The organism is Aureibaculum algae (genome assembly GCF_006065315.1).
GTDB classification, from domain to species: domain Bacteria; phylum Bacteroidota; class Bacteroidia; order Flavobacteriales; family Flavobacteriaceae; genus Aureibaculum; species Aureibaculum algae.
Map to the genome: position 1 here is coordinate 4,525,341 of NZ_CP040749.1, position 14,618 is coordinate 4,539,958.

The 14,618-nt window shown below is 32.7% G+C and carries 9 protein-coding genes and 1 riboswitch; of the genes, 3 read left to right on the top strand and 6 right to left on the bottom strand.

The genetic code is table 11. The features are described 5' to 3' along the window. Positions 1-3: 3 nt before the first annotated feature. Both FF125_RS19205 and FF125_RS19210 read right to left on the bottom strand, forming a co-directional pair. Positions 4-1,296, bottom strand: coding sequence for an O-acetylhomoserine aminocarboxypropyltransferase/cysteine synthase family protein (locus FF125_RS19205; protein ID WP_138951508.1), 1,293 nt, complete (start codon positions 1,294-1,296; stop codon positions 4-6). A 122-nt stretch (positions 1,297-1,418) separates the two neighbouring features. Further along, positions 1,419-1,533: riboswitch (SAM riboswitch) on the bottom strand. 146 nt (positions 1,534-1,679) lie between these two features. Beyond that, a complete protein-coding gene (locus tag FF125_RS19210; RefSeq protein WP_138951510.1) occupies positions 1,680-2,081 on the bottom strand; it encodes a DM13 domain-containing protein in 402 nt (133 codons plus the stop codon). A gap of 269 nt (positions 2,082-2,350) precedes the next feature. On the opposite strand from FF125_RS19210, the gene metK reads away from it, so the two are divergent. Both metK and FF125_RS19220 read left to right on the top strand, forming a co-directional pair. Continuing rightward, complete coding sequence (metK, locus tag FF125_RS19215; protein ID WP_138951512.1) at positions 2,351-3,607, top strand: methionine adenosyltransferase; 1,257 nt, start codon at positions 2,351-2,353, stop codon at positions 3,605-3,607. Between the two features lie 258 nt (positions 3,608-3,865). Further along, positions 3,866-4,228, top strand: coding sequence for a nuclear transport factor 2 family protein (locus tag FF125_RS19220; protein ID WP_138951514.1), 363 nt, complete (start codon positions 3,866-3,868; stop codon positions 4,226-4,228). 94 nt (positions 4,229-4,322) lie between these two features. On the opposite strand, the gene FF125_RS19225 is transcribed toward FF125_RS19220, so the two are convergent. Beyond that, positions 4,323-7,421 carry a glycosyltransferase family 117 protein gene (locus FF125_RS19225; protein ID WP_250629631.1) on the bottom strand — a complete coding sequence of 1,033 codons (3,099 nt, stop codon included), beginning with the start codon at positions 7,419-7,421 and terminating at the stop codon, positions 4,323-4,325. Between the two features lie 385 nt (positions 7,422-7,806). Here FF125_RS19225 and FF125_RS19230 point away from each other — a divergent pair, with 385 nt between their 5' ends. Further along, a complete protein-coding gene (locus FF125_RS19230) occupies positions 7,807-9,027 on the top strand; it encodes a glycoside hydrolase family protein (RefSeq protein ID WP_250629632.1) in 1,221 nt (406 codons plus the stop codon). A 76-nt stretch (positions 9,028-9,103) separates the two neighbouring features. Here FF125_RS19230 and FF125_RS19235 read toward each other — a convergent pair whose 3' ends face one another. The 3 genes from FF125_RS19235 to FF125_RS19245 all read right to left on the bottom strand — a co-directional run bounded on the left by FF125_RS19235 (position 9,104) and on the right by FF125_RS19245 (position 14,466). Further along, on the bottom strand, positions 9,104-10,666 hold the full coding sequence (locus tag FF125_RS19235) for a M20/M25/M40 family metallo-hydrolase (protein ID WP_138951516.1): 1,563 nt from the start codon (positions 10,664-10,666) through the stop codon (positions 9,104-9,106). Positions 10,667-10,804: 138 nt separating this feature from the next. Next, positions 10,805-13,525, bottom strand: a complete 2,721-nt coding sequence (locus tag FF125_RS19240; protein ID WP_138951518.1) for a TonB-dependent receptor — start codon at positions 13,523-13,525, stop codon at positions 10,805-10,807. Positions 13,526-13,596: 71 nt separating this feature from the next. Then, positions 13,597-14,466, bottom strand: a complete 870-nt coding sequence (locus FF125_RS19245; protein WP_138951520.1) for a GLPGLI family protein — start codon at positions 14,464-14,466, stop codon at positions 13,597-13,599. Positions 14,467-14,618: the final 152 nt, after the last annotated feature.

Consider the following 14,618-nt stretch of genomic DNA (forward strand, 5'->3'; position numbering starts at 1 on the left):
AGATTAAGCTAATACACTTTTATCAATTGCGGCAAATGCCTCTTCTAAATCAGCTTTTAAATCTTCTATATCTTCTAAACCAACAGATAATCTAATCAAATCTTGACCTACACCCGCATCAGCTTGCTGTTCTGCAGTTAACTGCTGATGAGTTGTACTTGCTGGATGAATAATTAGCGATTTTGTATCACCAATATTTGCTAACAAAGAAAATATTTTGGTTGCATCAGTAACTTTTTTGGCCGATTCAAATCCACCTTTTACACCAAAAGTTACCAATCCACTTTGACCTTTTGGTAAGTATTCTTTCGCTAATGCATTGTATTTATTACTTTCTAAACCTGGGTAATTAACCCAAACAACTTCGTCTCTACCTTCTAACCAAGTTGCCAATTCAAGAGCATTAGCACTATGTTGTTTGATTCTAACTGGTAATGTTTCTAAACCTTGTATAATTTGAAAAGCATTAAATGGACTTAACGCTCCACCAAAATCACGTAAACCTTCCAATATTAATTTAAAAGTAAATGCTGCAGCACCTAAAGCTTCGCTATACACTAAACCGTGGTAACCAGCACTTGGCTCTGTAAATTCAGGAAATTTACCATTTGTCCAATCAAAAGTTCCTGCATCAATAATTGCTCCACCCAATGAAGTTCCTTGTCCGCCAATATATTTTGTAAGTGAATGAATTACAAGGTTAGCTCCATAATCAATTGGATTTAATAAAGCTGGAGTTGCAACGGTATTATCTACAATAAAAGGTACTTGAGCTGCCTTAGCTTCTTTTGATATTGCTTTTAAATCTAGCACATCTAATTTTGGATTACCCAAAGATTCTACAAAAAAAGCTCTTGTATTTTCTTTAACTGCTTTACCGAAACTTTCAGGATCAGATGCATCTACAAAAGTAGTTGTTATTCCTAATCTTGGTAAGGTAACGTTTAAAAGGTTATAGGTTCCTCCATACAAACTGCTTGATGCAACGATATGATCTCCAGATTTCAAAAGCGTTAAAAGACCTGTTGAAATTGCCGCTGATCCTGAGGCGAAAACTACCGCTCCAATACCACCTTCAACCGCAGCTAATCTTTTTTGTAATATTTCATTTGTTGGATTATTTAAACGTGTATAAATAAAACCTAGTTCTTTTAATGAAAATAAATTTGCAGCATGATCTGTATCATTAAATACATATGATGATGTCTGATAAATAGGAACAGCTCTTGTTCCACCATTTGTTGTTGTGTCGTGACCCGCGTGTAACGCGTTGGTTGCTAATTTTGGAGTACTCATTTTTCTTACTTTTTAAATTAATAATGATTAAAGTTAAAAGTCAAATGCACCATTTTTGTGGCGTACTTACAAGAAAAATGTTATTAAGAAATACATAAAAATTACTGAATGTAATTTTGTCTGTGTTATCTATCCTAAAGCTTAAATACTTTTTTGGTAGAATTTAGCACCTTCTTTAAAGATTAAAGGGTTGCTAAGGCTTCAACGGGTCTATCCCTCCGCCTTTCTTGATAACAATTTCAATAAGTAATTGAACTTACGTTGCAAATATTGCAAAACAATTCTAATATATCAAAGCTTTTTCTTTACTTTTTTTAGAATTCAATATGAATAACGCAAAATATAAACTATTATTTTTCTTCTATCGTCTTGAAACAAATATCCTATTTAAGTTCTGCATGTCCAAAACTTACTGAAAAATCTACACACCAAATATCTACAATTTTATATTTAGACACATCTGTATTTTCTGGAATTGCGTATGAATAATTGCCAGAAATACCTTTTAAATCTCCTAAAGAAACAAAATCAGATGAGCCAACAGCAGTTGTAAGATACACTAATAACTTAGGTCCATTATCCGTTTTAAAATTGGTAAAATTTAACGTTTTTAGGTCCGTGCTAACCGATGCTTTACCTGTTGTAGCATGAGCACCCGAAACAAAATCTCCAGCTTGAATTTCAACTTCTTCCATCTCTTCTTGTTCGGCTTTCATTTCACCATCAGAAGACGAACAATTCAAAAAAAACACCATTAAAAATGACAATATCAATACCTTTCGCATATTTATAGTTTTTGTTTTTGTCGTAACAATTTACAGAAGCTTACAGAAAAATAAAAATTACCAAAATTTTAATATTACTTTATATGTTATGACTTTTATTTTTCTACCTTTGCCCCCGTTATTGAATAAATTGATTATTCAATTTTATAATACAGAGGATTAATTTGACTGATTGCAACCTCTTTAAAAATGCTAAAGCAGTAATCCTACTCCTTTAGTCTGTTTTGCAATCTTTTTTATTTAAAATCGTTACCATTTAAAATAACATTATGGCATATTTATTTACATCAGAAAGTGTTTCGGAAGGACACCCTGACAAAGTCGCAGATCAAATTAGCGACGCATTATTAGACAATTTTTTAGCCTTTGACCCTGAGTCTAAAGTAGCTTGTGAAACTTTAGTAACCACTGGACAAGTTGTATTAGCAGGAGAGGTTAAAAGTAAGACCTATTTAGACGTTCAAGAAATTGCAAGAAAGGTGATCAATAAAATTGGTTATACCAAAGGTGAGTATCAGTTTTCTGGTGATTCTTGTGGTGTAATTTCGTTGATACACGAACAATCTCAAGATATTAATCAAGGTGTTGATAGAGCTACGAAAGAAGAGCAAGGTGCAGGTGACCAAGGAATGATGTTTGGTTATGCAACCAACGAAACTGAAAATTACATGCCTTTGGCTTTAGATATTTCTCACAAAATATTACAAGTATTGGCCGAATTACGAAGAGAAAATTATGAAATTTCATATTTAAGACCTGATGCTAAAAGTCAGGTTACTATTGAATATAGTGATGATAACAAACCTCAACGCATAGATGCCATTGTAGTTTCCACGCAACATGACGATTTTGACAATAATGATGCAAACATGTTGGCAAAGATTAAAAGTGATATCGTTTCTATATTAATACCTAGAGTTAAAGAATTGTTCCCTGCTCATGTACAGGCATTATTTAATGATGACATTGCGTATCATATTAACCCAACAGGTAAATTTGTAATTGGTGGTCCACATGGTGATACCGGTTTAACAGGAAGAAAAATTATTGTAGATACATACGGTGGCAAAGGAGCTCACGGTGGTGGTGCATTTTCAGGAAAAGATCCAAGTAAAGTAGATAGAAGTGCGGCGTATGCCTCTAGACATATTGCAAAAAATTTAGTAGCTGCAGGTGTTGCAAGCGAAGTACTTGTGCAAGTAAGTTATGCTATTGGAGTTGTGGAACCTACTTCAATATTTGTAGATACTTATGGAACCTCAACTTTAGGTTTGACAGATGGTGAAATTGCGAGGAAAGCTGCTTCAATTTTTGATATGCGACCAGCTGCTATAGAAGAGCGTTTAAAATTACGTAACCCAATATATTTAGAAACTGCTGCCTACGGACATATGGGTAAAGCTCCACAAACAATTACAAAAGTATTTGAAAGCCCGTATTCAGGTAAAGTGGAAAAAGAAGTAGAATTATTTACTTGGGAAAAATTAGATTTTGTAGATAAAGTAAAGGAAGCTTTTAATATTTAAGCAAACCTATTTTAATATATAAAGCCTCATGGTCAATTGACTATGAGGCTTTTTTTATCTATGCACTGTTGACTTCTCCATAAAATTTACCAACCTTTGTTATGTTGAATTCACCGAAAGAATTATTGATCTTTTTTAACCTTGGTTTTTGAAGTCTAAATAAACTACAACTAACTATATTTCTTATATTTGGTAATAAGTAATGATGCATATATCCCTAAGTTGTGCAACATTTGATCAGAACGAACCAAACAAAGTATGAAACCTTTAAAAAATCAAGAAATAGCGGAACTTTTCTCGAACGGAAAATTTGAGGAAATAATGGATTTTTTAAGTGACGAAATAGTTTGGAATGTTGTTGGAGAAAACTCTTTTGATGGAAAAAAAGCAGTTATTGAAAATTGCAAAATGACTGCGGAATATTTTAAATCTGTACAAACGGATTTTAAAATAGATGAAGTTCTTGTTTCAGACAACAAAGTAGTCGTAATCGGAACAGCTGAATTTAAAAGAGACGGGAAACGAATGAATTTTATCTCTGCTTGTGACATTTACCACTTTAACGATAAAAATGAGATTGAAACAATATCCTCATACTGTATTCCTGAAAAAAAAAATTAAAAACGGTGTATTACAAAAAACGATGGTTATAATTTCCTGAAAATAACATAAATTTATTTTCACCTTGTAGCTCGGATATACATAAATTAAATTATCATTCTATAACACCTTCTAAAGATCGGATAGAAGTGATATATCCCTTTTTAAGTTGAGTTGCAAACTCTTTATCATATTCATCAGCAGTTACAACGACATTGTTATACATTATAAAAGTTGTTTCAATATCATCATAATATTGTGAGATGCCATTATTATCTAAACCGCTGTAGAATTCTATTCGGTCTTGAAAAATATCAATTAAGGTTTTGGCAACATTTCGTGCTTTTTCTATTCCACCAATCATATAGTAAGCTTCGGGATAACCCAATACAAAACTGATATGACCATATTGTTTTACTGGCATTTTATCCATAGAAAGGTCTAATATTTCTTCCGCCTTATCTTTTTTTCCTACTTGTATTAATGCTTCTGCCAAACGAATTAAACTATTTCTAAAAGTAATCCCATTTTTACGGGTTTCAACATCAACATAAATATCTCCATTGCTGTTTCTCCAATCCCACTTTTTTACATTATTGTACATCGTTTCGACATCTATCCTACCTATACCTAATACACTTTTAGGTTGTCCATTGGGGCTCTTGCTAGGTTTTAAAATAGGTACAAATTTATAGGCTAACCCATCCAGTTGAAGGTAGTCCTTAAGCCAAATATATTCATCATCAACATAGGCTCCTCCAGTAAAATAAATAGGCCTAGTCCAATCGTTACTGGCTAAAATGTCTAACATTAAAATTCGGTGTTTTTGAATACCAATTTTATCTATTTTAATATCAATGTAGGGCACAATTTTGTCAGCGTCTTTTAAAGGTACTATCTTGTTTTTCAGCACGGCTGCTTTATCAATGGAGATTCTTAACTTATTGGTTGGGTAGTATTTATCTGGAAATCCGTCTCCATCATAATTTACAAAAGTTCTTGTATCATCACTTGCTAACCAATTTATAAAAGCTTTAATATCCATTACGGTATTCTTAAATGCAGGATTTGGATAGTGAAAAGCAACATCTAAAGATCCTGTTTTATAATCGTCATGCACCAATTGCCCAGGAATAGGTTCCGCCAAATAAGTTTTTCTTTTTTGCTGATCGATATACCAATCCGTAGCAAATAAACTGGTGCATACCAGTTTAATATCTGTTCTATAACCTTCCACCTCTTGCATATACCACAAAGGGAAAGTATCATTATCTCCAATGGTAAACATAATGGCATTTTCTTGTGCAGAATCTAAATAGGCCTTGGCATTATTTCTAGTGGCATATTTACCAGAACGGTCGTGGTCATCCCAATTCTGAAAGCCCATTAAAATAGGTACGGCCAATAAGCAAAAAACACTGATGGATGTTGCCAATATTTTAGGATTAACTTTATCTTTGAATTGCAGATAGAGAGCGAGTACACCAAAACCTATCCATATAGCAAAAACATAGAAAGAACCAACGACGGCATAATCACGCTCGCGAGGTTCAAAAGGCTTTGGGTTAGTGTAAAATACAATTGCTAATCCTGTAAAAGCAAAAAAGAGAAATAGTATATAAAAATTCTTTTTATCAAACTTAATATGAAATAGCAACCCGATTATACCCAAAATTAATGGTGAAAAGAAGTAGGTATTTCTACCTTTATTATCTTTTATTTCAACAGGTAAGTTACTTTGGGAACCCAATCTCATTTCATCAATAAAATTTATTCCACTTAACCAATTGCCATGATTGTCCATATTACCCTGTATATCATCTTGTCTACCTGCAAAATTCCACATAAAATACCTACCGTACATATACCCAAATTGGAATTCAACCATAAAACTTAGATTCTCTCCAAAAGTGGGTCTTCGTTTACTTTTTGTTGGTATACCTGAAATACTTTTATAATTGGCTATTACATTTGGTGAAGGGTCAACCATACGTGGAATAAAGCCTTTGTGTTTGTCAGTGTAATTTCGACGGGCATCTTTATAGCGATTTACAATTACATATTTACCGGCTTTTTCATCTTTTTCGTACTTTGGTTTATCATCTTTATAAGGGTTCTTTGAATCTTGTATGCCTATTCCTGAATAATAAGAATCGTAAAAAATACTGGTATCGCCATACTGTTCACGATTATAATAAGCTAATAATTCTCTTGCACTTGATGGATTATTTTCGTTAATAGTTGTATTCGCATTGGCACGGATAGGTAACATTATCCATGATGAGAAACCTATCATTATAAACAACAGACATAAAATAATTAGGTTCGCATGAATCAAATTCTTTTTACGGGTGTAACGTATCGCAACATAAAAGATAATGATTAAAACTAAACCTGAAATTATACTACCTGAATTAAAAGGCATACCCATTGTGTTTATAAAAAACAACTCTGATACACTAAAAAAGGCCAACGTATAAGGGAATAAAAACTTAAAAACAAACGCTAAAACCAGTACTGAAGCTATATTCGCAATTATGAATTTTACGAATGTAATATTTTGATATCTTTTATAAAAGTAAATAAACACAATGGATGGAATTATTAATAAAGAAAGTATGTGAACTCCAAAAGATAAACCCACAATAAAAGCAATTAATAATAACCATTTATGCCCTCTGAGTTTATCCATTTCTATTTCCCAACGCAGGCCTAACCAAAAAAGTAGCCCCATTAAAAAAGATGACATGGCATATACTTCTGCCTCAACGGCACTGTACCAAAAACTATCTGAAAATGTATATGCTAAAGCACCTACTAAACCACTGCCTAAAATGGCAATAGCATTACTTTGATTAATCTCCTCACCATTTTTTAGAATGATTTTTTTTGCCAAAATGGTTATCGTCCAAAACAAAAAAAGAATGGCAAAAGCACTAGACAATGCTGACATAAAGTTGGTCATCATAGCAATATGTTCAATATCTGATGTAAACATTGCAAAAAATGCACCTATCATTTGAAATAAAGGGGCTCCTGGTGGGTGTCCAACTTCCAATTTTACTGAGGTCGCTATATATTCACCAACATCCCAATAACTCACAGTTGGTTCTAAAGTAAGTGTATACGTTATTATGGCAATTGCAAACACTATCCATCCCAGTATATTATTCCACTTTTTATAATTGAAATTTAACATCATTAAAATATTCATTGATGTGAATTTTAAGATTTTTTAGAAATACAGTGATTATGTATTGACATTTCAGTATTCAGCCCGATCAAAAAAAGGTATTTAATTTTGCTCCAAATGAACAAATAAAATGATAAAATCCAGATATTTAGGGGGTAGGAATTAAGTACTAGTACCAGTACTATTTTAAGTTTTTACAAGTAATCTTAATTATTGAAGAAATATTATGTTCAATAAAATAATAATCATATTAAGTAGATATATAACAATTAGAAACCAGTTTACAACAAAGAACTCCTATGAAAAGCCTCATAGTAAATTGACTTTGAAGCTTTTTTATCTCGATCATAGAGACTTTTTAACAAATATAGGCGACCTTCGTTTACCAATAATTAAAAAAATTATAATGAAAATAATGAAATTGTTCCTAGTTTGCACAGTCTTTTTACTTGTATCTTGTCAGAATTCTCAGAAAAATAATCAAGCGAATGTTGTTAATGACATAACGACCATCAATTTAGATGAAGCTATTAAAAACTGTGTATCACAATTGGAAATAGCCGTCCCTAAACTTACCGATCTAACAAAGCATCCGAGACTTATAGAAACGGATCAAACCGAATGGGAAGAGGTGCCCAATCATAGACTAAAGTGGACATCTGGGTTTTACCCTGGTATACTTTGGTACATGTACAATTTGACAAAAGATAAAAAATGGAAACAGGAAGCCATAAAAAGAACCGAAGTTTTTGAAGATTTTAAGACTATTACCGAACACCATGATATTGGTTTCATGATGTTTCCTGCCTATGGAAACGGCTTTGAACTCGGAGACAAAAAAGAATACAAAGAAATCTTACTAACCTCAGCTGCTTCTTTAGCATCACGGTTTAATCCTAATGTAGGTACCATAAAATCATGGTCTAACGAATTACATCCTAGATGGCAACAGCATATTACTATAATTGACAACATGTTAAATTTAGAGCTCTTATTTTGGGCAGCCAAAAATGGTGGAGATTCTAACTATAAAAATATTGCTATAAAACATGCCGAAACTACTATGGAAAATCATTTTAGAGATGATTTTACTTCTTGGCACGTGTTAGAGTATGATTCTATTTCAGGAAAGGTGTTAAATAGACATACCAAACAAGGCTATGCAGACGATAGCAGATGGTCAAGAGGCCAAGCATGGGGCATTTATGGTTATACTATGGTATACAGAGAAACGGGTGATAAAAAATTCTTAGATTTTGCTCAAAAATTAACTGATGCGTATCTTAACTACTTACCAGACGATTATATACCGCATTGGGATTTTGACGTACCAAATCTCGACAATGAAGAAAGAGACGCATCTGCAGGTGCAATCGCAGCCTCTGCTCTATTAGAGTTAAGTACTTTTTTGGAGGACAAAAACAGTAAAGAAAAATATTATAATGCTGCAGTAAAAATGTTAAGTTCCTTAAGTTCTGATAAGTACTCTGCCGTTGGTAAAGCCGATTCATTTCTTTTACATTCTACTGGAGCAAAATCATTAGGTTGGGAAATTGATGTAGCCTTAATCTATGCTGATTACTATTATATTGAAGCATTGAATAGGTTGAAAAAAATGCGAGACTAAAAAAACGTTAAACAAAACAAAAAAAACCTTCTCAAAACGAGAAGGTTTTTCTTATAAATTAACAACTACTATCTACTTATTTTTTTTCTTCAAGCATTCCTTTGCGTTCTGGAGACCTTGGTGTAGGCCAATCCATTTGTTCTCCAGTTCTTTTACTTACTGGTAATACAATTTTATCTTTAGGCGTTGACTGTTCATCTTCACTAGCCATATACGTTAAAATGGCCGTTAAAATAGCATTGCTACGTACATCATCAAAAACAATTTTGTCATAGGTATCTCTGTTAGTATGCCATGTATAATTCCAATACGACCAGCTTAAAGAACTTAGACTAAAAGCAGGTGCACCAGCCGCTAAAAATGAAGCATAATCTGAACCGCCTCTACCAGGAGCACCAGGATAACTAGTTTCTATATGCTTACTAATATCATTAGGTACTGCAGCAAGCCATCGTCCTAAAAAGTCATAGGAATGTAAAAATCCTTGTCCTGATAAATTCACTACTCTACCGGTACCATTATCTTGATTAAATACAGCCTGAATATTTTTTACAATTTCCGGATGATCTTCCACAAAGGCTCTAGAACCATTTAAACCCTGTTCTTCACTCCCCCAATGCCCTACGATAATAGTACGTTTTGGATTTGGATAATATTTTTTTAGTAAACGCATTGCTTCCATCATCACCAATGTACCTGTACCATTATCCGTAGCTCCTGTACCTCCATCCCAAGAATCGAAATGTGCAGAAAGAACTACATATTCTTCTGGTTTTTCAGTTCCTTTAATTTCAGCAATGGTATTAAAAGTAGGTACTGCTCCTAACTCTTTAGACTCTGCTACTATTTTTAGTTCTGGCTTATTTCCATATGACGCCAATCTATAAAGCATCCCATAATCTTCTAACTCAATATCAACCGTTGGAATCTTTTTTGTTCTTGCACTAAATATTTTATTAACACCAAAACCTTTAGACCAATTACACGTTACAATACCTGCAGCACCAGCTGATTCTAAAGCTTCAATAATTGAACGGCTATTATAACCTGTATTTCTCATATTTTCTCGCCATGCTTCATTTAAGACATCACGGTCTTCTTTCATCTTTTTAAAAGACTCTTCCGTAGCAAATTCTTCCCAATTATAATCTGGACGACCTGTTGGTTGGTTCATAGAAATCATCACAAATTTACCTTTCACATTAGGCAACCAGTTTTTAAAAGCCATTGAATCTTTAACTGTGGGCAATACAATTGCCTCAGCTGTAACTCCTTTTTTTGAAGTACTAGGGTTCCATGCCAATTGCATACCACTTAAACTTTGAATACGTGGTGACACCATATCAATATGTGTAATACCGCGTTCCCATCCTCTCCATTCTCCCCATTTTTCATTTTTTGCTGAAATGCCCCATTTACCATATTGAGCCACTGCCCAATCATTGGCCTGTTTCATTTGAGGTGTACCAACTAATCGTGGGCCGATAACATCTAACATTTCATGAGCCAAACGTTCTAATTGAGAATTTTCATTGGCTTCTTTAACAATACCTTCAATTATGGGATTGGTTTCTTGAGCTATTAACGTTACACTAATTAGCAATGCCACAATACAAGATAATTTACTTAATTTCTTCATGTTTAAGGAGTTGTTTAGTTTATTATTTGAAAGGTTGAATTTACAATTAATTTTTTACACAATAAAAAACCCCTCTTTTTCTAAGTATCACTATAGATATAGTAATAATAAAAAAAGAAGGGTTATCAAAAAAAGGGATTATAGGTTATACACCAATCTCAAGGTAACATATCTCGGTTGAATAAAATATTCCGATGAACTTACTGAAAAAGTACCTGCACTTGCCTGACTTTGAGATGTTGCATTTAAAAGGTTTGTGGCTTTTAGCTCATACTCCATTTTACTATCTTTATCCTTTCTGTATGCTAAAGAAGCATCCCAAAACTGATAGGTGTTTAATGTACTGTTTTCATCTCTATATAGATTATAACTAAACTCCGTACGGAAAGTTAACTTTTTAAACAATAAGGCATCAAAATCAATAGAAGGTGAATGTGTATAATAGGTCGTTCTACTAGACCCTTGATCGTTATCAGCAATTCTTAAGCTATAACTTAAATCAAAGTTTGGAGCTTCTGTGAAATTACTATTCACACCCAATCGATAGGTTTGTGTATAGTTTTCATTTATAGATGTATTTCCGTTAAAAATTTGGCTGTATTTACTATAGTTTAAACTACCGCTTAAACTTGCTCTTAGCTTACCAAAAGTACGTTGAAATCGTCCACTAAAACCTACACTTTCATCAGAAAAATCAGAATTAATCGGCTTGGTAATATTAACATTGGCATTTGTATTAAAATCAACTTCATTACGTATTTGATTGATGTTTTTACTATAGGTAAGGCTACCATTAATGTTGGTATAACTAAACAAGTTAAAGTTAAAATAGTTTAATCGAATATTGTGTCTTAACGAGTTTTCCAAATCAGGTGTACCTGAAGTAAAAGAGTTGTAATCTCCCATAACTATACCACGAGCAATATTTGTTACATCAGTAAATTGTGTAGTCATTCTATAGTCTAACGATATATTTTCACTTTTCTTTATATCCATTCGTGTATTAAAACTCGGTAAAAACCGAAAGAAACTATCGTCATATGTTGTGCCATATTGTACACTTTTAGTACCATAAGCATGAGCAGATACACCTGGTGTAAATGTAAAAATACCTACTTTTAATCTGTATTTTAAATCTAAATAAATATCAGAAAAAGTATAATCTACATCATTTCCAACTTCGAATAAACTTGTATTGGTAGAAGGATCTAATGTACTTCCATCATCTAAAATTTGGAAGATATCAGAATCAAATTTTTGGTTGCTATAAACAGAACCTAAAGTTACATTAATATTACTTTTTTCATTTAATATGTGCCAATAGTCAAGAGCAGCATCAAATTGGTTTGATTTTACACGTTTGTTTTGGCTTAAATTATACACATTTTGAGTAGAATCAAATCCAAGTTCATCAGCACTACCATCAAAATTATCATCTTGCAATATAGCATTGTAAAAAGGATCTTCATCTTGTAATAAATGCTGTGCAGTTAATGAGAAAATATTGTTTTCATCATGGGTATAATAATAATTTAAGTTTTGTCTTAAACTGAATGGTGACGAACTCTCAACTTCATTTATTTCACTAGCATTAGAATTTACCAATTGACTTACATATTGATCCTGTCTTTGTTTAGAAAGTCTACCAATAGCATAATAGTTTAACTCATTGTTAGAATTGGGAATATATTTCAAATTAATTTTAGCCATACCTAAATCACTAACTTGTTTGGTATTTGTTTCAGTAAATGCATATGAAGAAGGCGTATTAGCAGTTTCAGCATATTGTATCTCTCTATTTTGCTCCATTTCGGTTTCATTATTTGAATAAATAAGAAACCCACTTAAGTCTAATGCTTTGTTTGGCGAATGACTAATGTTTACAGCTCCAAACTTCGTTTCTATAGATTTAGCTCTATTATTTTGTAATTGTAAAAAACCTAAATCATTGCTTCCTAAGTCAATACTTGTACCACTATTACTACTTGGAGATCTAAAGCCACCAGTAAAATTTCTATAATCACGTCTTGTAAAAGCAACTTCTCCTAAATTGTTTAAATCGCCAATGACATTAACACTTGTTTTAGGACTATAATAAAATAGTTTTGGTTGAAATATATACTGACTATCTTCATTTGCTATACCTGCACCCGCTTTAATATCTCCAAACCAAAAATTCCCTTTTCCTTGCTTCAGTTTAATATTAATGGCAATATTATCTGTATTATCTTGCACTCCACTTAATTGACCAACTTCGGCGTAATTTTTTAGAATTTCAACTTTATCTACAGCATTTGAGGGTATGTTTTTAGTGGCCAATTTAGTATCACCATCAAAAAAATTTTTACCATCAACCATTAATTTTGTTACTGTCTTCCCTTCTACTTGAATTTGCCCATCATCATTAATTTCCAAACCAGGCATTTTTTTAATTACGTCCTCTAATTTACGTTCTGTTCCATTTTTAAAAGAATCTGCATTGTAAATCATAGTATCACCTTTTATGGTAATAGGCATCTCATATACCAAGTTAATTTCATCTAAGTTATTGTCTTCATTTAAGGTGAAATTTCTATCAATATCTGCATCTACTGTGTTTAGTATGATATCTATTGTCTTATACCCAATAAAACTAATTTGTAATTTGTAGCTAACGTTCTCTTTTAAATTTAATCTGTAACGCCCTTTATCATTGGTAATAGCATAGGAATCTAAGGCTTTTGTAGCCTGATTTATAGCTACTACGTTTGCCAGTTCTAGTGGTACACCGAGGCTATCTTTTACAAAACCCTCTAACTTTAATTGAGCAGATAGTGTTATACCTGTTAGCATTAATAGGGCAATAAGAGTTTGTTTCATTTGTCTGTATTTAATTCTTGATGGAAATTTTACTTATACTTTTATTTTCAAAATTTGATTTAGTAGAAATTTTAATTTCTTCCACCACCACCACGGTTTCTTCCCCCTCTAAAACGCTCACTCATTTCTGCCATTTTTTCTTTGGCAATTGTATTATACTCGTCTTGAGATACTTTTTTACCTTTTGAGGGTCTTTTAATAGTTTCTGTATTTTCACTATTAATCTCAATTTTTGTACATAAAATAGAAGTATTTCCTTCATGAACTTCCAGTATTAAACCTGGCAATCCCCAAAATTTACCGGGACCTTGATTGACTGGAATTTGCATGGTATACCAAGCGGTAACCTCAATCATTTTTGGTGATTCAGGTTTATCATTATCTTTAGAAGCCTGATCGTTATTACCTCCACGCGGGCCTCGTGGGCCTCGAGGTGCAAAACCTGCAGCTGATGCTTCTTTCATTGCTGTTGCTTTAAAAGCCGTATACTGACCAATTTGTTTTGTTTCTCCACTCATTTTCCAATCTAATGCTGCCAACTTATCATTAACTAAAAAGTTTTTACCTAACAATTCATTTTCTTGTAAAAACAAACTGTCTTTAATGTTTTTATACTCAGCACCATTTGCAGCCCCCATAATAGCAGCAAATCTCGCCCCTCTTCCTCCACCCTGTCCTGGTGTTTCTAACTTTTCATCTTCCTTATACATGGACTCTGACTTGTTAAAAGCAAGCGTATAGCTTTTTTCAAGAAAGCTTTTCATTCTATCCGCAATTTCTTTTTTCCGTTCTTCACTAACTTGTCTATCTCCAAAATTCATATCCATAGTCGTCTTACTTTGATAATAAGCCTTACCTTGAAAGTCTTTTTGAGCCAATGATGCCGTAGTAAATAAAAGTGTCATTGCGACAACAATTACTGAGATTATATTTGTTTTCATAATTTTATATTTTAGAGTTCTTAAATTAACCGATTTAAAAAATGAGTTTTCTATTTGTCCATAGAGGACTATTCTTTATTACAACACAAAACTAGATATTATTAGTATAAACATAGGTTAACTAATGTTAACAAGTGTTAACCGATTAGTTT

Excerpts from the sequence above, each read along its gene's own strand:
- FF125_RS19205 (WP_138951508.1), bottom strand. The coding sequence starts at position 1,296 with ATGAGTACTCCAAAATTAGCAACCAACGCGTTACACGCGGGTCACGAC.
- FF125_RS19235 (WP_138951516.1), bottom strand. The coding sequence starts at position 10,666 with ATGAAGAAATTAAGTAAATTATCTTGTATTGTGGCATTGCTAATTAGT.
- FF125_RS19220 (WP_138951514.1), top strand. The coding sequence starts at position 3,866 with ATGAAACCTTTAAAAAATCAAGAAATAGCGGAACTTTTCTCGAACGGA.
- metK (WP_138951512.1), top strand. The coding sequence starts at position 2,351 with ATGGCATATTTATTTACATCAGAAAGTGTTTCGGAAGGACACCCTGAC.
- FF125_RS19210 (WP_138951510.1), bottom strand. The coding sequence starts at position 2,081 with ATGCGAAAGGTATTGATATTGTCATTTTTAATGGTGTTTTTTTTGAAT.
- FF125_RS19230 (WP_250629632.1), top strand. The coding sequence starts at position 7,807 with ATGAAAATAATGAAATTGTTCCTAGTTTGCACAGTCTTTTTACTTGTA.
- FF125_RS19240 (WP_138951518.1), bottom strand. The coding sequence starts at position 13,525 with ATGAAACAAACTCTTATTGCCCTATTAATGCTAACAGGTATAACACTA.
- FF125_RS19245 (WP_138951520.1), bottom strand. The coding sequence starts at position 14,466 with ATGAAAACAAATATAATCTCAGTAATTGTTGTCGCAATGACACTTTTA.
- FF125_RS19225 (WP_250629631.1), bottom strand. The coding sequence starts at position 7,421 with ATGAATATTTTAATGATGTTAAATTTCAATTATAAAAAGTGGAATAAT.